This is a genomic window from Xenorhabdus thuongxuanensis (assembly GCF_001908095.1).
Taxonomy (GTDB): Bacteria; Pseudomonadota; Gammaproteobacteria; order Enterobacterales; family Enterobacteriaceae; genus Xenorhabdus; species Xenorhabdus thuongxuanensis.
Window position 1 is genome coordinate 169,390 of record NZ_MKGR01000003.1, and the last position, 20,691, is coordinate 190,080.

At 38.1% G+C, this 20,691-nt stretch carries 19 protein-coding genes and 1 pseudogene; 9 read left to right on the forward strand and 11 right to left on the reverse strand.

Annotation, left to right across the window (positions count from 1 at the left end; translation table 11 throughout):
• Positions 1-113: 113 nt before the first annotated feature.
• The gene (locus Xentx_RS03530) at positions 114-1,622 is read left to right on the forward strand and encodes a trypsin-like serine peptidase (RefSeq protein ID WP_074018893.1); all 1,509 of its coding nucleotides are present in this window, start codon (positions 114-116) and stop codon (positions 1,620-1,622) included.
• A 55-nt stretch (positions 1,623-1,677) separates the two neighbouring features.
• Here Xentx_RS03530 and Xentx_RS03535 read toward each other — a convergent pair whose 3' ends face one another.
• On the reverse strand, positions 1,678-2,424 hold the full coding sequence (locus tag Xentx_RS03535; protein WP_074018894.1) for a class I SAM-dependent methyltransferase: 747 nt from the start codon (positions 2,422-2,424) through the stop codon (positions 1,678-1,680).
• Positions 2,425-2,579: 155 nt separating this feature from the next.
• On the opposite strand from Xentx_RS03535, the gene Xentx_RS03540 reads away from it, so the two are divergent.
• Together Xentx_RS03540 and Xentx_RS03545 are read left to right on the forward strand one after the other, a co-directional pair.
• Complete coding sequence (locus tag Xentx_RS03540) at positions 2,580-3,764, forward strand: MFS transporter (RefSeq protein ID WP_074018895.1); 1,185 nt, start codon at positions 2,580-2,582, stop codon at positions 3,762-3,764.
• A gap of 259 nt (positions 3,765-4,023) precedes the next feature.
• A complete protein-coding gene (locus Xentx_RS03545) occupies positions 4,024-4,845 on the forward strand; it encodes an intradiol ring-cleavage dioxygenase (protein ID WP_074018896.1) in 822 nt (273 codons plus the stop codon).
• Here the strand turns inward: Xentx_RS03545 and Xentx_RS19515 are convergent.
• A pseudogene (locus tag Xentx_RS19515) lies at positions 4,829-4,948 on the reverse strand (hypothetical protein); the annotation flags it as partial. The gene Xentx_RS03545 and the pseudogene Xentx_RS19515 overlap by 17 nt on opposite strands.
• Before the next feature lie 15 nt (positions 4,949-4,963).
• Here Xentx_RS19515 and Xentx_RS03550 point away from each other — a divergent pair.
• The gene (locus tag Xentx_RS03550; protein ID WP_074018897.1) at positions 4,964-5,362 is read left to right on the forward strand and encodes a LysE family translocator; all 399 of its coding nucleotides are present in this window, start codon (positions 4,964-4,966) and stop codon (positions 5,360-5,362) included.
• 45 nt (positions 5,363-5,407) lie between these two features.
• Complete coding sequence (locus Xentx_RS03555; protein WP_074018898.1) at positions 5,408-6,190, forward strand: class I SAM-dependent methyltransferase; 783 nt, start codon at positions 5,408-5,410, stop codon at positions 6,188-6,190.
• Between the two features lie 179 nt (positions 6,191-6,369).
• Here Xentx_RS03555 and Xentx_RS03560 read toward each other — a convergent pair whose 3' ends face one another.
• Entirely contained in the window at positions 6,370-6,618 is a 249-nt protein-coding gene (locus Xentx_RS03560) for a hypothetical protein (protein ID WP_074018899.1), read from the reverse strand.
• A gap of 101 nt (positions 6,619-6,719) precedes the next feature.
• Between Xentx_RS03560 and tnpA the strand changes: the two genes are divergently transcribed.
• Positions 6,720-7,148 (forward strand): IS200/IS605 family transposase, encoded by a 429-nt coding sequence (gene tnpA, locus Xentx_RS03565; protein WP_074018900.1) that lies wholly within the window; start codon positions 6,720-6,722, stop codon positions 7,146-7,148.
• A gap of 280 nt (positions 7,149-7,428) precedes the next feature.
• Here tnpA and Xentx_RS03570 read toward each other — a convergent pair whose 3' ends face one another.
• Both Xentx_RS03570 and Xentx_RS03575 read right to left on the reverse strand, forming a co-directional pair.
• Complete coding sequence (locus Xentx_RS03570; protein WP_074018901.1) at positions 7,429-9,372, reverse strand: pyridoxal phosphate-dependent decarboxylase family protein; 1,944 nt, start codon at positions 9,370-9,372, stop codon at positions 7,429-7,431.
• A 471-nt stretch (positions 9,373-9,843) separates the two neighbouring features.
• A complete protein-coding gene (locus Xentx_RS03575; RefSeq protein WP_074018902.1) occupies positions 9,844-10,731 on the reverse strand; it encodes a dimethyl sulfoxide reductase anchor subunit family protein in 888 nt (295 codons plus the stop codon).
• Between the two features lie 265 nt (positions 10,732-10,996).
• On the opposite strand from Xentx_RS03575, the gene Xentx_RS03580 reads away from it, so the two are divergent.
• Positions 10,997-11,752: an FNR family transcription factor gene (locus tag Xentx_RS03580; protein ID WP_074018903.1), complete on the forward strand. Its 756-nt coding sequence runs from the start codon at positions 10,997-10,999 to the stop codon at positions 11,750-11,752.
• Positions 11,753-11,879: 127 nt separating this feature from the next.
• Entirely contained in the window at positions 11,880-12,824 is a 945-nt protein-coding gene (gene uspE / locus Xentx_RS03585) for a universal stress protein UspE (protein WP_074018904.1), read from the forward strand.
• A 155-nt stretch (positions 12,825-12,979) separates the two neighbouring features.
• On the opposite strand, the gene Xentx_RS03590 is transcribed toward uspE, so the two are convergent.
• From Xentx_RS03590 to Xentx_RS03615, 6 genes are all read right to left on the reverse strand, one after another.
• Positions 12,980-13,861: a DMT family transporter gene (locus Xentx_RS03590; protein ID WP_074018905.1), complete on the reverse strand. Its 882-nt coding sequence runs from the start codon at positions 13,859-13,861 to the stop codon at positions 12,980-12,982.
• Positions 13,862-13,975: 114 nt separating this feature from the next.
• Positions 13,976-14,893 carry a tyrosine-type recombinase/integrase gene (locus tag Xentx_RS03595; RefSeq protein ID WP_244149818.1) on the reverse strand — a complete coding sequence of 306 codons (918 nt, stop codon included), beginning with the start codon at positions 14,891-14,893 and terminating at the stop codon, positions 13,976-13,978.
• Positions 14,894-15,221: 328 nt separating this feature from the next.
• Positions 15,222-16,457 carry an HlyD family secretion protein gene (locus Xentx_RS03600; RefSeq protein ID WP_074018907.1) on the reverse strand — a complete coding sequence of 412 codons (1,236 nt, stop codon included), beginning with the start codon at positions 16,455-16,457 and terminating at the stop codon, positions 15,222-15,224.
• Positions 16,450-17,901, reverse strand: a complete 1,452-nt coding sequence (locus tag Xentx_RS03605) for a TolC family protein (protein WP_074018908.1) — start codon at positions 17,899-17,901, stop codon at positions 16,450-16,452. Before Xentx_RS03605 ends, Xentx_RS03600 begins: the two co-directional genes overlap by 8 nt.
• Positions 17,894-19,102 carry an ABC transporter permease gene (locus tag Xentx_RS03610; RefSeq protein WP_074018909.1) on the reverse strand — a complete coding sequence of 403 codons (1,209 nt, stop codon included), beginning with the start codon at positions 19,100-19,102 and terminating at the stop codon, positions 17,894-17,896. Before Xentx_RS03610 ends, Xentx_RS03605 begins: the two co-directional genes overlap by 8 nt.
• Complete coding sequence (locus Xentx_RS03615; RefSeq protein ID WP_074018910.1) at positions 19,095-19,823, reverse strand: ABC transporter ATP-binding protein; 729 nt, start codon at positions 19,821-19,823, stop codon at positions 19,095-19,097. The genes Xentx_RS03610 and Xentx_RS03615 overlap by 8 nt, the downstream gene beginning before the upstream one ends.
• 346 nt (positions 19,824-20,169) lie before the next feature.
• Between Xentx_RS03615 and Xentx_RS03620 the strand changes: the two genes are divergently transcribed.
• On the forward strand, positions 20,170-20,463 hold the full coding sequence (locus tag Xentx_RS03620) for a hypothetical protein (protein WP_074018911.1): 294 nt from the start codon (positions 20,170-20,172) through the stop codon (positions 20,461-20,463).
• The last annotated feature ends 228 nt before the right edge of the window (positions 20,464-20,691 follow it).

The following is a 20,691-nucleotide window of genomic DNA, read 5'->3' on the forward strand; positions in this document are numbered from 1 at the left end:
GAGATTTTTAGGTTTTTGTACTCACTTTGGCACAAATCACCTTGGTAGAATTGAATAATGATTAAATTAGATAATTAATTTAAGTCATTAAACAGATCCAAAGGAGGAAAATTGTGACTTATAGCAAAGCTTTATTAATTAGTTTGTTGGGTTTTTCAGCAAGTTCAAGTGCCTTGGATTTAACTAATTTTTTAGCTCCAAATAATAATGGTGCTCCGTTGATAAAATCAACCGATCCTGACGCTGAAAAATTTAGAACCGTTGGTAAATTAAATGGAACCTCACACTGTACAGCAACCCTGATTTCTGGTGAAAATGTACCGAATAAGGATACACCGGCATTAATACTTACCGCAGGGCATTGTGTAGATAGCAATGTAGGCACAAATGATGTCATCGTTGATCAGCCTGCACCTGAATATTGGCGATATACCCCGGATTATTTCATTGATAAGAAAGATGAGTTATCACCAATAAAAGTCAACCGTATTTTATATTCAACGATGAAATATGAAGATATTGCGGTATTACAATTGGATGAAACTTATGGTGACTTAGCGAAAAAAGGCTATTATCCTTTGAAGTTGAAGAAAGACCTTGATATGAAACATCAACCTATTGTGTTGACTCATATTCCTGTCGATAACGTTGATTACAATTACGCTTATATCAGAAAATCTGAGTGTAATATCACTGGAAAATCACCCGTTTTATATGAGGGTGGTTCTCCGTGGATTTGGGCTCCGGTTTTCTCTGTGAATTGCGATGGTGTAGCTGGTGGAACGTCAGGTTCCCCTGTTTTTGAGAAAGATAAAACAGGCGTGATTGGTGTACTGAATACAACAGTAACATCAGGAATGACTGGCTGTGGACTTGGCAGACCTTGTACTATCGAAAACAATAAAGGCGTTCCGACAGAAGGAGCTAGCTATTTTATCCCTGTCGATAGTATTGCCAATGCATTGACAAAGGATAGCAAGTTAGATCTATCTAAACTGGAAAATAACAGCGGTAATATTCTGGAAAGAAGTCCACTTTGGTCACTCTGGACAACTCAGAGTGTTAATCCTGTTGGTGGTGAGAAAGCAAAATGGGACATCGTTATCAAGGAAAATGCTAACGTTAAGAATATTCGATATAAAACAGGATTAATCAGTGATGTCAATTGTTCTGCTGAAGCAGGATACAGTGCTTCTATTCCTGCAAGTCAAAGTCCGCTGCAAAACATGCTGGTTCCTAACAAAGAAGGCATCTATAAACTCTGTGTTATTCACCAGAATAATGATGGCCAATGGCAAAAAACAAAAGATGCCTCTGTTATGTTGCGAGAAGTTGATAATACTCCACCGTCAATTAAACCCATGTTAAATAAGGATGATTATGGGGATGTTTGGCGTATAACAGCCAACGTTCGTCCATATGAGATCTCAAGTATACAAATTAAATATGGGCCTAAAGCAACAACGAATTGTGATGACAAAACAGGTTATAGCTATCCTTGGAGGTTAACAATGTTGGCAAAATCTGAAGCACCATGGCGTGTTTGCGCATACGGTGAAGATATGGCAGGAAATGCTGGCCCGATTAACATACTTGATATTGAAGCAACCACAACTAAGTAAAAAGTAAATGAACTCACTGTTAGTAAATGCTGGCAGTGAGTTTTCCTTTATATTTTCATTTATTCTTGCTTACGATAAAAATCATTTCTTCTGACTGATCATGATAAGTTTCTCCTTGCCAGTTACCGAATACATTTGTCGCAATTAAATTCGCGTCAGCTAGTGCTTGCTGGATCTCAGTAAAACTGGCAAATGCAATTGCTGAAAATGCCTGGTATTCCTGCTTGTTGTTTAAAACTTGATAGTAAGTGCCGTAAGTAACAGTCCTATTGTGAACTCGAAAATCATTCCATGCCAAGATAGGGCCTAATATTGGATGGATAAACTCACGTTTAGAATCTGCTTTTGTCCAACTCAACCACTCTTTTGCTAAAGGGTTACGACTGTCAAAAATACACTGCCCCCCTTCAGCCAAGTGTTCATAAATCCGTTTAAGTACTGCAACTCGATCTTGATGAGTTAGGAACACTTGAAAAACGTGGCCGGATAAAATGATTAAGTCGAATTTCTGAAATAATGCCAACTGCTTAGCATCGGATTGTACCCAAGTGACTTGTGATCCTGCTGGTTTGGTTTTAGCAATATCCAGCATAGAGTCGGCAATATCACAGCCAAATACCACCTTATCGGGATAGGTTAGAGCGATTTTATTAGTGAGTGTTCCCGTGCCACAGCCTAAATCTAAAATAGCATGTGCATTTTTGGCAAGTCCGATATAATAGTCGTAATCTGGTACCCATTCGTTATCGAAATCATAAAACTGAGCTAAGTTGCTGTCCTGATAGAGTCGATCAATTGCCATATCTAATAATCCTTAGTATCATTATGCTGATTTCTCCCCCCTGTTTATTGTTCTTTCTTCATGCCATTGCCTCTCCTTTAACATTAAGCATCACCCCAAAAATTTTATCAAATACCAATCTCATTTCTTATATCTGAGTCTGAGGAGGCTTAAATATGCCACCACATATTGTTCTATCTATGATGCTACTTATATTTTCACTTATTGTATTTTTCATTGGTGCGACGGAATTTATGTTATCACCCATGCTCAAGCCTTTGGCTGAGGCATTTAGAACGACAACAGACAAGGCTACTTGGCTGGTCTCTGGTTATGCCCTCGCCTATGCACTTGCAGCACCGATTTTTGGTTGGTTGTCCGATCGGATCAATCGACGCAAATTATTGCTGGTATCCTTGCTGTTTCTGTCCCTTGATGGATTAGCATTAACGGTAGCCCCCAACTTGGAGATTGCAATTAGCTTACGTATTTTTGGTGGTATTGCTTCTGCCGCTTTGATTCCGACCATTTTTGCGCTGGTTGCAGAACTTTTTCCACCCGATAAGCAGGCGTCAGCGATGGGAATTATCATGCTTGGTATGACAGCCGGAATTGCAGGAGGACCTATTTTTGCCGGTGTTTTGACTGAATTATTTTACTGGCAGGTGCCATTTTTAGTGAGTGCATCAGGTTGTTTTTTGCTCTATATTTTAAGCAAAAAATACTTTTCAAACCAGATTAATACCCGAAAAACAGTTCATCAAACGGTAACATTTCAATCGATATTTCAATTTGGATACCAAGGAAACTTAATACGCCCTCTTATGGCAAAAGGATTTTGGAATGGTACAGCAGTATCTGCTTTTATATTAGCCGGAGAGGTTTTAAGACATCATTACGATTTGGGAACAGGGGCAGTTGGTATCTCTGTTTCTGCATTTGGTATCGGGCTTGGTTTTGGTAATCTATCCGTAAGTATTGTGAAATACCTGAATATCAGAGATGAATGTGCACTTTTGTTGGCAATAGTCTTACTTTTCATTACTTGTTCTTCATTTATGCTATTGCCCTTGTCTTTGCTTTTTAGTTTGGCTTGTCTGATGTTATGGGGATATACACTCGGCCTTGCTGCTCCGATAAGCACTTCAATTCTGGCAAATCGGGCAAAGCAGTATAAAGGCCAAATATTAGCTATCTCAGAAAGTTTGAACAATCTAACCATTCTGAGTTTACTTCCAATAGTTACTATGTTGTTGTCACAATACGGCACTGTGGTAACGATGATGATACTGGGAAGCTGTTTTATCGTAGCAATTGGGCTAACGCTGAAAGATTTATTGGTGACGCTGTCATCTAATTAAAGCTACTAACTATTCTTTTGAACTATACTTGTACTACATTCTTTTATGGCAACTAATGGTTTATTACGTTGGCGCCTTCTCATGTGATTAAATAACGCTCAATTAAATGTATTTCATTTAATATTAATGTGATACATAATTTAATTCTATTTAAATAAGATGGAATTATATATATTTAGACACCATCTTAATCCACAGATTAAATTATAGTTTATCAATTCACTATATAATAATTAAATGACATATAAGGAACCACTGTATGAAAAATGAAAGAAGACTTTTTCTGAAACAGGCAAGTGTTACTGGTGCAGTATTTTCATTATTACCTCTGATGCAAACAGGAGTTTTCGCCTCTTCACATAGCCAACCAAAGGAAGGAGATGGTATTGATATAGGAGTTTGTGAGATGACTCCAGAGGAAATGTCAGGTCCATATTTTATAAATAACAAATTACTGAGAAGGAATATAACAGAGGATGAACCAGGAATACCTCTTTTATTGACAATGAAAGTAATTGATTCTGTCACCTGTCAACCTTTACATGATATTTTTATTGATATATGGCATTGTAATGCAATGGGAAAGTATTCAGGCTGGAAATACATAAACCCAGATCTTGAAGCTCCATCTGATAATATAGGGACGATTTCAAGAACTGATGAAAGCACATTTCTTCGTGGGGCACAAAGGACAGACAAAGAAGGCATAGTCAGATTCACCACAATTTTCCCCGGTTTTTATGCTGGAAGAGCCATACATATTCATTTATCAGCAAGGAATTCGAACGTACAAAAAAGACAGGAAGATAAATTCTATTTTGTAGGCCAACTATATTTTCCTGAGGATATATCCAAAGAAATAATGAGTAATGATATGTATTCTCCAAGGGATGTTAATAGACTTAAAAATGAAGATGATTCCATCTTTTCTGGTGTTAAAAATAGAGCTGCGATTTTGACAATAGAAAAAATAAGTGATAATTCATTAGATGGATTACACGGAAAGATAGTTCTATCTATTAATAAAGACCATGTATCTGAGAAAATAACCCCTAAAGACTTAGCTAAATACACTGTGTAGGTGAATCTAATATCTCCCCTTCTCGCATACGTGCTTCTATCCAGCGGCGTGCCTGTATAATTTCAAGTACGGGCTCTTCGGCTTTTTCCGTCCACAAGTCGAGTTTGGGTTTCATGGAATGCTTTTTGCAGGAGCGGCTTACTTGATCTATATTGGCTACAAAACGCTCACATCAAAAACTGAAGTTGATGTTGATATTAATTCGAGCAAAGCTACCTCAATAGCTTCTTTTAGAACGGGTTTCCTAACTAATGTATTAAATCCAAAAACCACACTTTTTGTTGTCAGTATATTTACTCAAATTGTTTCACCATTCACTGATATTGAATTACAAATTGGTTATGGGCTCTTTATGTCTCTTATGCATCTTATCTGGTTTATTGGAGTAGCAACCTTCTTTTCTCACCATAAACTTAGAACCATAATGTTAGAAAAGCAAGCCATATTCAATCGTATCATTGGCATCATTTTAATGGGATTAGGCGTTTCTTTAGGTGTAATCCCTATTACCAATTAATAAGTTATAAAATGCAATAAAAACAACCATAAGGAGTAAACTGTTATGCCAATCAACTTTAATGCGCCAGAAAATAGGCATACTTACCTTGGTCGTGAAGTTCAACAAGAATGGTTCGATTTAATGCAGAAGCTGGTGGATCCACACGATAAGGAGATCGCAGATATTGGTTGTGGTGGAGGTATTTATTCTCTGGCATGGCAAAAAATGGGAGCTAAAAAAGTCACTTGCGTTGATTTTTCTCAGCAGATGCTGGCTGATGCAGCGGAAAATACCCAAAGTTTGCCAAATATCATTATCAAACAAGGTAATGCTCTTTGCACTGGTTTACCTGATAGCTGCCAGGATATTGTCTTTGAAAGAGCGCTTATCCACCATATCAGTCAAGAAAATAGGAACTCTTGTTTTGCTGAAGCCCATCGCTTATTGCGTTCTGGCGGAGTATATATTTTGCAAGACAGAACGTTGCAAGATATCCAACGCCCGGGATCACCTGAACATATTCGTGGTTATATCTTTGATATTTATCCTCACCTGCAATATTTTGAAAATCAACGCAGGCCAGACGACAATATTGAAGTGATCGATGGATTACAATCCGTTGGTTTTAAACAAGTGAAGGTATTTTCTCTTTTGGAAAAACGCACTACTTATAAAAATTTTTTACAGTTAGCCGCAGATTTTCAGGCGCGCAAGGGTCGATCTATTTTACATGAATTAAGTGATGAAGAAATAGCTCATCTAATCAGGCATATTGAAAAATCGCTGGGTGCTGAGACGGATATTGTTGAGAAAGATTTTTGGACGATATGGACAGGGATAAAATAAAGCAAAGACGGAATATATAAAATAAACAAACAGATAGATAGATAGATAATAGAAAAGATCTGCGACGGACGCTCTTTTCATTAACAAATATCGCCATTTTAGGCAAAATTGATACTTGATGTGGAGCGTCCATCTTATGAACTCAAATTAATACAGATTTATGACGTAATAGTGACACATTACATGATTCGATATTTATTGCGAATATCTCTAACCTGAGATTTTAGTTGCCCGCAACCCCCGAAAATTTCTGTGCCATCACTTTTATCTGATATGCACTGAAAACCTGCTTCGGTAAGTGCCTTGGCAAAATATGGCATCTTGTCTGAGGGACTCAAAGTTATTCCATTGATATCACTAACTTCATTTAAGTACTTTAACTTGATAATAAATATGTCTTTATCTACCAGATCTTTTAACCGTGCCAAATCCTCTTGTGAGTCATTTATTTTTCCATATGAAAGGTTAAAACCACCGACTTTAGTCGGTCAGCTTTAGCTGCGATACTGTGTTGCACGAGAGGTGCAATATGGATTACAGATATGGCAGCCCCACGGTATTCCAGATTGAATATCATTTTGTGTGGGTAACAAAATACAGGTACAAAGTGCTGACAGGTGAAGTCGGTATGCGGGTGCGTGAATTAGTCCGTCAAACATGTGAAGCGTTTGAGATTAGGATAGTCAGTGGTGTAGTGAGCCAAGATCATGTTCACATACTGGTGAGTTGCCCCCCGACATTAGCGCCTTCAGAGATCATGAGGCGACTGAAGGGAAGGACAGCGAGCAAGTTGTTTGAAGAGTTTGCTCATCTGAAGAAGCGCTACTGGGGGCAGCATTTTTGGGGCAGAGGCTATTTTTGTGCCACAGTGGGTCAGTTAACAGAAGAGATGATTAAGGCTTATCTGGAGCATCATTTTGAACCAAACCCAGATGATAACTTCAGGATAGATAATTGACACATCGTTCAGCCGATGCGTATCCGGACTTTCAGTCCGTTAATTACTAACCCACCTACTTTAGTAGGTGGTTGTTGAGTTTTCATATAATTACAAGGTAATTATTTCTTATCATTTGATTTTATTAGAAAAATAAATAACCAATCTGATATCTTATAGAGAATAAAATAAAAATATTTGAAATAAAAAAGAGCTTAGGTAAATGTAAGCTCTTTTTTGAGTTAAGAAATTAATTTTCAATTAGTTAAACAATATCGCTTAATATTCAAGCTTGTATTTGTTAACCAATAAATGGTACTTCTAGTTCTAATTTAGAACGAGACTTTTTCTCTTCTTCATCAACAATTTGGTTCAGTTTCTTAACAAAGATAGCTTTAAGCTGCTGCCAAAACTCTTCAAAATGCTCTTCATTGCGTAAGCAATAAGTCATTACCGCTGCTCGCAGTACATAGATATTGCGAACTTTCTCCCATTCACTACGGCTAAAACCACATTTCTCCGCATAGCGCCATGGTGTATCACCGTATTCTTTATAATCTAATATGGTTGATGATGTGAGAAAATCGTTAGTATAAGCACGCCCTGTGGAGTATGAGCAAAGCTCGTATAAGCGTTTGTTAAGTGAATTATGATTGCTCAGGCTTTCGCTACCGATTTCTTTGAAAGTAAAGTTGATCATATGGAAATCAGGGGATGGAAAGGTATGCACTTCAAATCGATGTTTACCGATTTCTATTGACGGTAAGCTTGCCAATTTATTCAACAACCTTTGTGCTGTGACGATGCCCGCAGCAATTATTTTTCCATATCCATTAATATTCAAAGGTAATAAACGATGAGCAGCCCAAAGTGCCGCTGCTGTTGCTCCCGATTTTGAACCTTCCATGATGGATGAACCAAGAATTCCCCGATTGATGGTATTTGCTTTATCATCACGGTCTTCAAATACATATGCTGCATGCGAAGAGATCAATTTGAGAATGCGCTTGTCTTTCATGCAGATAGCACCCGCTGCATATTGAATGAAGCCAACTTTATGCGGATCTACGGTAATCGAGTCAACTTCTTTCAATGCTTTGAAGCTTTGGTAAACTTCTGGCTTTGGCCAACTGATATTTTCTGGCATAATCTCCACCGAACGGTGATACTTGGTCAGCTTATCATACTCTATAAATTCTCCTTGTTCATTCAGGAGCATGGAACAGGCATATCCTGCATAGGCAGCATCAACGTGAATATAGAATGACTCGCCATAACGTTCCTCACATTCTTTCCTTAACGCAATGATTTCATCAATCCGATCAATAGCTCCAACTTCAGTCGTTCCCACCACGGCAATCATTGCCAGGATTGGTTCACCTTGTTCAATTAATTCAAAGGTGATTTTCCGCATTTGGGCAATGTCAGTTTGATAGCTCTCATTTACAGGTAATGGAATAATGTTTTCTTGACCAATACCAAAAATATCTGCGGCTTTCATCCAAGAATAGTGCTTGGATTGTGGAACCAGTAATTTGCCTAGGATTTCTGCTTTAACTCCCGTGCCACGACATGTTATATCACGAATTTCTTCAAACAACCCACGTTCTTGCAGTTGAGTAATAAGATCCAAAAGTTCAGCGGTTGGCATATTTTTCAACTGCCGGGACGTTTTATGTTCGGTTAGATCTTTTGCTTTAGGATGTTGAGATATGGCAAAAGACAATGTTTTTAAATTCCTGGCTACCCATAGACCTTCATAATTAGCTACTGTGCCACCAGAAGTAATATGTCCCCAGGATTTCTGCGGGTCATAACCAAACATGCGGCAAAGATCTAATCCTGATTCAAGTTCTAATTCTGTTGTTGTCGGGGATGCTTCATAACTACAGTTATTCGGGTTGTACATCATGGCCATAACGTAGGCAAGATTAGAAACCATTAAGGTATCACTATTGATATGACCAAGGTAACGAGGAGAAAAGAACGGAATAGACGTGTTTTTCAGTTTTGCAGACAGCTGATTTAAGATCCCTTCTGTACGATAAAGAGTTTCTCTATAGTTATGTTCATAGCGATCAACGGATGTGATCAAGGTCGAATCTTCGGGGTGAAAACCTGAACGCCAATGCAAATGTTCGCTCACTGCATAATCCATCATCTCTCTAAAAAAAACAGCATTTTCTGATTTTGGCCCCAAAAACAATGCATCTATATTTAAATTAGGTTGAAATGGTTTAGTCATGATTAAGTAACCTTTTAATTGATTGTTTTTTATCTTGTTTTAAATTAAATAGTTATAAAATTATTAATAGATTTTTTATTTTCTTTTTTAATGGAAAACATCTTGTTGAGAATAAAACCACATAGTAACTAGTTGAAAATAATTTGTTTGATTTTCAATCTCAGTATTGCATAAAAAAAATTCTGCAATATTATGATTATGCCAAATAAATTTATTTTAGATAGATATAAAACATAATTTATGGGTGATTAATGATAAATTAATAATTAACTTTTATTTTGTTCACTATTATAAATAAATGAAAATACCACCAGTGATATTTCAATGAAAATGTTTCTACTGAAATTATAAACATAATGAATTTCTTGCATAACAGAAACCGTGATGTTGTCACTGTTTCCGCTATGTCGAAAGAAGATTGAAAAGAATAAGATAATCAATTGAGATAGTATGAATTATCTATCATATGTTTCACATAATAAAAAATGTATATTGATTGACTGCTTCAGCAACAAACATGATAGCTGCCCCGACAATAATATAATAATTGTTATTAATCAATGGATTACATTTTTCCTTCCATAGGGAAAAAGTCCAGATTGCCATTGCAATAATATACAAACACCATGAAAACATTCTTAATACAAAGGCACTTTTGATATTAAATTCAGCTCGATGTGGAAAAATAACATTATCATTAACTATTGTAATTTCCGATAACCACTCCATATAAGCAGGTTGCTCAATCAGTCGCATGGTGACACTTATGAAAACAACCAGCAAAGCCGCCATCACTAATTTGATAGGTAATCTTCCTCGAAGATATTTTCCTAACGGATAGAAAATAAATGACAGTGCCAATGCAGGCCCTAATGTAAATACTGCACTATAAAATAAAAAATAGGTGTTAATGTTTGCCCAAGTGATCATGGCGCTATTAACGTAAATCATTGCCATATAGTAGAGGTCAATTAAACCAATAACTCCAATTACCAGCATAATATAAATATATGTGCGCTTTGTAATCACAAATAAAAATGTATATAAGACCAGCAAAACAAAGTAAGTGACAGCAAAAATTTTTTCTATGTTTACCCATTCCTGTATTACGTTCTGCAATATGCGATAAACACTAAATGGGTATTCTATAATGTTCAAAGAAGAAACCAATCCTATTCCTGCCAATACGCTACTAACTAATAATGTTCTTAGTAATATTTTTTGCACGAAAATGGTCACTGAATGTTGCCATGTGTTTAACTCATGCTTAATCCAGTAAGTATAAATCCCGCTCATCAATACAAGCCCAACCGAGCTCTGTACTATCATTGTAAATGCAATTAATGACCATTCACTCATGTCACAACCCTATTCCATCTATTTGTAACCGAATAACATCATCGACGCGTATTATATCCATATATTATTAATTCAATTTCAGTTCGATTGATATATTATATTGAATAGATAAAATTTTACGCAAGCCTGACGTTAATACAAAAAAATTTTATTTTTTCCACTAGTGATGATAAATACTGCGATTAATGACAGTATCTTACTCTTATCAGAGCAACTTAAATATGTTAAGTTTACACATATCAATCACTTCTAATGAGCATCCCCTATGATCCCGGAAAAACGTATTATTCATCGGATTCAATCTGGTGGTTGTGCAATCCACTGTCAGGATTGTAGCATTAGCCAGCTTTGCATTCCTTTCACTTTAAATGAACATGAACTTGATCAGCTTGATAACATCATCGAACGTAAGAAACCTATCCAAAAAGGGCAAACATTATTTAAGGCCGGTGATACACTAAAATCACTCTATGCCATCCGCTCTGGAACCATCAAAAGCTATACTATTACCGAAGAAGGTGATGAACAAATCACAGGTTTCCACCTTGCTGGTGATTTAGTTGGATTTGATGCCATCATTAATACTGAACATCCAAGTTTTGCTCAGGCTTTGGAAACTTCAATGGTATGTGAAATCCCATTTGAAACACTGGATGATCTTTCTGGAAAAATGCCTAATCTCCGCCAGCAAATGATGCGTTTGATGAGTGGAGAAATCAAAGGTGACCAAGAAATGATCCTGTTGCTTTCCAAAAAGAACGCAGAAGAGAGATTGGCGGCTTTTGTTTACAACCTGTCACGTCGCTTTTCACAGCGAGGTTTTTCACCCCGTGAATTTCGCCTTACCATGACACGTGGTGACATTGGTAATTACTTAGGCCTGACTGTTGAGACAATTAGTCGCCTACTTGGCCGCTTCCAGAAAAATGGCATCTTAGCTGTCAAAGGTAAGTATATTGCGATCGAAGATATGAATAAATTATCAGAATTGGTTGGCAAGTCTCCAGCTAATGTGTCCTGACATTAGTTAAATTTTAGGCCAGATCACTATATTTTGCTGATTTGGCTTATTCTTACCCTGTTATAGTTGTCTATATTGGTTTATCTTCTGCATGAAAGAGCTATTCAGACTCTACGAGGAACTCAATATGGCAAATTACCAAAACCTTTTGGTTGCAATTGACCCTAATCAGGATGATCAGCCCGCATTAAGGCGTGCAGTTTATATCGTGCAACGCAACGGTGGGCAGATTAAAGCGTTTTTACCTATTTATGATCTTTCATATGAAATGACCACCTTACTTTCTCCAGAAGAAAGAAATGCTATGCGAAAAGGTGTCATAGGCCAACGAGTCGCTTGGATAAAACAACAAGCCCATTACTACCTTGAATCAGGCATTAATATTGAGATCAAAGTGGTTTGGCATAATCGTCCTTATGAAGCCATCATTCAAGAAGTTGTTACTGGAAATCACGATTTATTATTGAAAATGGCTCATCAACATTCCCGATTGGAATCAATGATTTTTACTCCACTTGACTGGCATCTGCTACGTAAGTGCCCTTGCCCAGTTTGGATGGTAAAAAATCAAGTATGGCCAGAAAATGGTTCTGCCGTTGTGGCTGTCAATTTATCTAATGAAGAACCTTACCATAATGAATTGAATTTGAAATTGGTGCGTGAGACACAAGAACTTGCTAATCGAATTGTAAAAGACCCTCTGATCCATCTCATTAGTGCTTATCCAGTAGCACCTTTAAATATTGCAACTGAATTGCCTGACTTTGACCCTAATGTGTATAACCAGGCATTGCGTGGCCAGCATTTGATTGCAATGAAAGAATTGAGACAGAAATTCTATATTGATGAGCAGCAAACTCACGTCCATGAAGGTATACCGGAAAAAGTCATCCCTGAAATATGTGATGAACTAAATGCTGGTGTGGTTGTTTTAGGCATCCTTGGCCGAACTGGGTTATCAGCTGCGTTTCTTGGCAATACTGCAGAACATGTTGTCGATCGACTCAGATGTGATTTGTTGGCTATAAAGCCTGATGGATTTGTTTGCCCAATCAAGATAGATGTAGAATAACATACTTACTCGTTGATAGATTGCCCGAACTTTATTTCGGGCAGTCTCTCGTTCAACCGTTGAAATCGCCTGCCGAGATTGAAGCTGCAACCGCTTTATCCATAATCCACAATATAATAATATATATAAATTATAATGACGTTAATTATTTGAATTTATTTTAATCTCTTAATTTCCTTTGTCTTTTTTTCACGAAAAACCAGAGCTAGACCGATTATTATTGCGAACATCCCAATGATACTTAAAATAGATAATGCATTACCTAGAAATAAGTAATCCATTATTGCTGTTACCCCTGGGACAAGGTAAAACAAACTAGTGACATTAACTAAATTACCTGCTCTGATAAGTCTATAAAGTAATAATTGAGCTGCTACAGAGATCACTAAGCCAAGCCATAATGCAGGCAAGATAAAACCTATAGCTGGTTCAATATGGAAGGGTTTGAAAGGTATAAATAACAGGCAAAGCAATAAACTTACACCATATTGTAATGGTAACACTTCGGAGGGAGCTTGCTGGATTTGTTTCTGAAAGATGGCTCCGATGCTTATACAGGCCAGTGCAGCTAAAGCGAAAAAAGTTCCTGAAAAGGAAAATTTCGTCAAAACCAACCCTTGGAATACAACGAGCACTAATCCAATGAAGGATAGAAACAATCCTATTAAACGGCGAGCAGTGAAATTTCTTTCTATCACCCACAGTGTAATAATTGGCTGAATTCCCATTACTGTAGCCAAGATACCAGGGGTTATTCCATTTTCTAATGCCATAAAATAAAAAATCGAATATCCTCCGATGATCAATAATCCCACCGCAGCAACTTTATTCCTACTTCCAGAAGCTGGAAGGAAACGTTTTTTGAAAATGCAGAGTGTTAACAAAAATAGAAATGCAATCGTAAACCGCACTGTCAAAATGGCAAAAGAAGAACTGTGATCTAGTCCCCATCGAGAAAAAATTGCACCACTACTCCATAATAAAACGAAAAGGGAAGTTGAACCGTAAGCACTCCAAAGTGTTGTTTTTGAGGTCATATAAATACACCTGTCATAGTATTAATGAAAGGTTAATAATTAACACTGAATGAAGCAATTTGTCGAACAATATTTGAACGCAAAAATAGGGCAGGATAACGGCCATCTTTCCTGTCAAAAATTCAGATTTCTGGCTGCGTTTCTTAGACGTTCATCTCCACGTCGATCATATTTTTGGGTTGTAGTGATGCTTGAATGCCCCATTGCATCTTTGATAGTTACAATATCTTCGCCATTGTCCAGCATAACTGATGCAAAAGTCCTGCGCAGATCATGTGGAGCAAATTTTTCTAATCCGCTTTCTATTCTACGGGTTTCAAGGATGTGATAGATGGCTTGATCTGATAAACGGCTATCGGTTACATCATCATGACGGCGAATCCGGGTAAAAAGTGGACCAGGATGATCCCCACGCACTTCATCTATCCAACTGTTTAAACGTTCCCATGTTCCTTCCGGCATATAGGATAACCGTTCTTTGTTTCCTTTCCCCATCACTCTTAATGCTTGTTCGCGACGAATAATGTGCTTTATATCGAGTGAAACAATTTCTGAACGACGAAGTCCACACCCCACAAGCACCCCAATGATAGCTGCATCACGTAATCCTTTTGTGCTGATATCATTTTCGCAGGTAAAAAATAAAGTTTTTATTTCATAACGCTCAAGTGCCCTGCCTTTTGGCAACCGATTACCCCTGACAGATCGTACTTGTTTTATATGTTGAAAATTGTCAGTGTCGAGTTGTTTCATTGTCCATGCTTCCAATGCAACTCCTTTCAAGGCAGAAAGATAAGTATTAATTGTTGCAGGAGCTCTACCCGAATCTGAAAGCATTTCCATAATTGCTTGAACATGGTGACGACGAAGTGCATGCCAAGTACAGTCTTGTACATTTTGGTATCCCAACATTTTTGCCACGATATCCAGAAAGGATTTCATGGTTTGGCGACTGCGTCTTGAACCAAGGCTGACAAGATATGCAATTGCGGGATTGTCATATATCTGTCTTCCTGATACTGAGATCGGCATATCCTGTTCTTGTTGAGAATTGATCGGCACAATCAGTGATTTTTCATCACTGCTATTTCCATGGTTGAACGGAACAGACATTTCCATTTTCCTATTCTTGACTTGATAGATGGTTTTTTTTGTGCAAATTAGCTGCGCTTTAATAGTTGAGCTCTGTAAAAATTACGGCTAATCAATCACCCATATCATCTTATTAAATAAATCTTACTTTTTCAAATGTATCTTTTAATAAGTAGAAAGGTTTTGACAAAAAATACTCTATCTATTACTAGAATTTTATTCTGGTATGTGTTTGTATTTTCTCTATATTTATGAATTGGCATCTTTACTATCGCGGCAGTGCAATAAATCCCTCTTCTAGCCCATGGATCTCTATACCTTCCGGCATTGCTTCCCCGACAATTATCTGGCGGGGTATAGCCTGACGTTTTAAATCTGGGCGCCAATTTATTGTTAATTGTCCATTGATAGAGCGAGTTAACGCTGCTTCTGGTACAACAATTCCTTGTTCATTGCGATAAATAACAATATTGACTTTGGCACTCATTCCGGGTCTGATGGGATGATTTTGATTCATAGATGAAATCACTTTAATCACAACATCATAATAAATTGCAGCTCCTGGTTTATCTGTACTCACGCTTTGCATCGCAATGGTTTCAATTTCTCCATCCAAAGAGTGCTCAGAAAACCCTTCGCCACTGATTTTTACTGCCTGCCCTTCTTTGAGTTTGGCAAGATCGGTTTCTTCTACTTGTGCCAGTACCTGATATTGGGTTGTGTCCATAATTTCCAGTAAGGGCATCCCTTCACTCACTCTAACCCCTGTCTGCATCGTTAAGAGTTTCTTACTTTCTCCCTGTGTAGCCCTAAGCATGACACCCGAAAATGGCGCTTTGATTTCTTTATGTAAGTATTGTTCTTGTAGCGCCTGATAACGGCTTGTTGCATTTTGAAGCTCCATCTCTGCAACGCGTACGTTATTAATGCTTCCCTTTTGTCGAATGGATGCAAGATCATCCTGTATTGAAGCGAATTCCGTTAGTTGTCTACGAAGTTGCTGCTGGAGGTTTTCCACTTCCATTTTTGGCACGATACCCCGTGAAAACAGAGCTTGTGTTTTGGCGAGATTATTTTTTAGTTCTATAACCATGTGGTTTGCATTTTCGACATTTCTTCTGGCTCGGATGACCTCCTGGCTGTTCTCCCAGTCATGTAATTGGTCAACGACTGATGAGGCTTTGATCATTTCAACTTGCGCTTGCCGAAGATCAATATCAATCTTTCGGGTATCAAGCGTCACTAATGTCTGACCAGATTTTACCCACTGTCCTTCTTTAACCAAAACTTGTTTGATAATTGCATCAAATGGAGCGGGTATAGTCTCAAGACGTGCAGATTGTAGATGGCCGACCAATCCAAGTCGTTTTTCTATAACAGCTTGTTTTACCTCAATCCATTGTACTGACTCCTGAGTTGGTGGTTGTTTTAAGGATAAAAAGGTAAAAAAACAAGCCGCCACAACAAGTATGCCAGCGATGGCCCATCGATAACGTTTAATCATTGAGTGTTATCTCCCAGCTTTCCAGTGTAGTACCAAGAATTTGATCGAGTTCAGCCTGAGCATTGAGATACTGAATAAGTGTGTTCAGGCGGGCATTTTCAGCATTTCTTAGGTCAGTTTCAAAACTCAAAACCTGAAAGTTACTGGATAGACCAGCCTGTAATTTTTCCTGTTCAATTTCGAGTTTTTTCTGAGAAAGTGAACTGGCTTTTATCGCTAATTGATATTCTTGCCAGCGTGACTCTGTATCACGGATAGCATTGATTGTTTTTTGTTCCAGATTTGTTTTTACTTCTTCCAGGTGTAAAGCTTGCTTCTGGACATTTACTTTAGCTTGAACTTCTGCTTGTTTCTGAGTTAGATCTCCAATTGGAACATCCAGTTGTATACCCACAAAACTTTCCCAGTTTCGGGCTTCAGAAGATGATGAACGATGCTGGGATGCACCACCAACCAGCGATAAATCCCACAGCCGGTTATTTCTGGCCTGTAATAATTGAATATCTGCTATTTTTGCAGAAAGTAATTGAATAAGGTAATCAGGCTGCTGTGCTTGTGCCTTTGCAATTGATTGTTCAATATGCAGACTTACATGCGTTCCTTTTAGCGTATCTGTAGCATAGATGGGAGTTTTGTGGTTTAGAGCAAGTAACTTAAGCAACGCCAGCTTCGTGGAATGCACATTGTTTTCCGCCTCCTTTGCCGAAAGTTCCTGCATGGCCAGATCAGCCTGCGTTTGTATGATATCTGTCTGGGCCATCCTGCCTGCATCAATCAACTCTTTGTTAATCTCGACTAATTTCTGCATACGCTTAAGAGAAGCGACTGATAATGATTGTTGCTCCTGAGCACGAAGTAATGCATGGTATGCGAAAATAATTTGTGTGATTGAATCAGAAATAGTCGCTTTTAAATTCAACCTATTGGTTTGTTCCTGGAGTTTAGCCAATAAGATCGGAGCATTATTGACATCGGTTCCTGCTCCCCGTAAAAGAGGCTGTACCACAGTAATGCTTGCGCCATCATTGTGAAAATTGTTTACCCCTGATCTCGTGCTTTCACGCGTCCAGGAAAGAGTAAAACGCGTTCCCAAAGGCGTAAGCAGTGTGGCATTCGGAGAAAGGTTAGTTTTCCTGAAAGTTGCATCCTGATTTTTACCCGCAATGTAACGCCCACTTAGTTGTAGCTTTGGTGTAAATCGATCTTCTGCCACCCGTAAATCAAATTTCTGGGCGATACGATCCAGATAAACACTACGTATAGCGTAGTTATTTCTTAAACCAAGTGATATTGCATCACTCAACGACAAGCCTATAGCCTCTCCAGAGTCTTGCCGTCGCAAACTGTAATCAGGTTTTCGTTCCTGTTCAGATGCAGGCAACCCTGTTTGAGGAAAAAGGAAAAACAAGGTCAGAGATCCATAAAGAAAATATTTTTTAATCATCACGTAATGCCTGTACGGGTTCCATTTGAGAGGCTTTATGTGCGGGATAAAAACCGGAGATAAGTCCCGCCATGATTGAACTACCTATTCCTAAAGGAATAGATAAAGGGGCTAAAGAAAATGACCAACCAGAATAGAGGACAAAAAGAAAAGAGACGATAACACCTGCCAGTGTTCCAAGGATTGCGCCGGCTAAAGTCAATGCAGCAGCTTCATACAAAAAAAGGCGTCGGATATCCTGAGTTCTTGCGCCTAAAGCCATACGTAACCCGATCTCTTTTCGTCGAGCCGAAACGTTCATCAGCATCACATTGGAAATTGCGATACCACCGGTGAGCAGCGAAATACCCGCCAATCCGATCAACATAAAAGAAAAGGTTTTGCTTTGTTCTGTCTGCCCTTTCAGTAGTTGCTGGGCTACCCGAACATCAATATCAACCGCCGGAAACCTGTGCTTGAGCAATGCCAATAAATCCTTCGCATCAGTTTCTGTGGTTGCGGTTGTTATAGTGCGAGCAATGATGCCATTCAGATCGGTATTAGGTGAGATTTTTCGCATGGCATTGATAGGCGCAATCACCACCGAATCCAGCGAAAAAGGAAAGATAGGGTTTTGCCCTTTTATAGCGAAAATACCAATGACGGTATATAAATAGTTACCAAACTGAATCTGTTTGCCAAGTATACGGGATGGGTCTCCATCACCAAGGGTAACGGCAACTTCATTACCAATGACTACATAGGGAGAGAGCTGATCATAAGCAGTGATAAATCGGCCATAGCGAAGTCGTAATTGCATGACTTCCTCAAGTTCCGCAGAAGAGCCTATTATGGTAAATGTTTCTGTTTTCCCATTATAGCGTCCAGGCGAAGGGTAATAGATCCAAGGGGCTGCGGAAGATAGACCCGGAATAGCTGTTGTCAGGTCGGCCATTTTAATTGACTGGTTATCAATACCATGATTATAAGTGTTTAGATTTGCTGTAATGACATTGATATCAAGCCCGCTGAACATTTTCAACGCAGCAAGTGTAGCGTTATGTCCGGTATTAACAAATGCCACAACCGAAGCGCAACCAATAGCAATACCCGATAAAGCAAGCAGAGTACTTCTTCCCGTTGCCATTAAGTTACGCCAGGCTTCTCTCCATATCATTAGTATCGACATGCCATAGTTGTCAGACTGACGATGATCATGCATGTATTGTCATCCCTCTGGTTTCATGCAACTGACCGTCAATAATGCGTAATTCGCGCTGCATATGGTTCGCAACCATAGCATCATGGGTTATTACGACCAGCGTCATCGCCTTGTCTGTATGAAGGGAAGAAAGTAGCAATAAAATTTCTTCTGCGGTTTGGCGATCCAGATTACCGGTAGGTTCATCAGCCAGCAGTAACGAAGGTTCTCCAGCCAACGCTCTGGCAAGAGCCACTCGTTGTCGCTGCCCGCCGGATAGATCTGCCGGATAATGAGCTGCACGATGTGATAGGCCAACCAAATGTAGTTTTTCTCTGGCAATTTTATGTGCTTGTGAAGCAGAAATACCGCGGTAAAGAAGTGGCAGAGCAACGTTTTCTGTGGCTGTCATTCCGGCTAACAAATGAAAACTTTGAAAAACAAAACCAATTTCTTTATTGCGCATTCTGGCTCTGAGGTCAGTATCTGCTGTTGACATATCAACACCACAAAGAAAATACTCACCTGAGGTGGGCTTATCCAGTAAGCCAAGGATATTCAATAAGGTGCTTTTACCTGAACCTGATGTTCCGACAATAGCACAGCTTTGACCAGCATAAATTTGTGCCGTTATATTTTTTAGAATCGGGACTTCACCCTGTTGATAAACACGGGTTAACCGTTGCATGCTGATAACCGGTGATATTGGTATTGTGGGATAAATCGAATTTATAGTATCCATTATTTTTATAATATCCCCTTGCTTTAATATCTATCTTTATAAAATAGATCCAATTTTCAACTTAATTAATAAGCGGATAATTAGATTGCATTAAATCAATATTGTTATTGTGCATGACATTGCAATTACCAATAATTTATTTCCCTTATGAAAATAGTAGTAAAATAATTGTTGATTACAAATAATGATAATAGAGATCATATTTCTAATCCAGAATATAAAAATATAATTAGTTTTTAAATTTTGAAATTGCAACTTTGTCAGGTGATGATTTAGATTTAGCATGCGTCATCAAATAAAATTTGATAAGTATAGTAATTTCTAAAAATATTACAGGAGAATGTTTATGTTCAAGAATTTATTAACAGCTGGGGCGTTAACAACAGTATTGTTCGGAGGAATTGGGAGTGCATTAGCGGCAAGTTGTCCTTCTGAAACACCCCAACCTCCTTCCGGATCTAACCAGAAGTGGGAAAGATATGTTGTTAATCCTAAAAATAATTTTTCCAATGTATTTGAGCAAAAATATAATGGTAAAAAGATTACATGGTATTTAAAATTTAAATCACGTGATAACGCTTGTTTATATAAAGGAAAAAGTAACGCTTACTATGCTCGTTATGAAGGTAGGTTAAATTAAAGATCTATCGAAAAATATTTTATTGTGATCTTTCAGGATACTGACAAACCTCGTTAAAAATAACGAGGTTTGCGCTTTTATTATGGCTTTAGCCAGTTTAAGATGCGTTAGCTTCTTAAACATAAAACCACCCGCTATGCGGGTGGAGTTCAAGGGTTATACCAAGAAAAACACCTTTCCGTTACGATATAGATGTTCAAGCTAATATACGTAACTTAAATAAGGAAA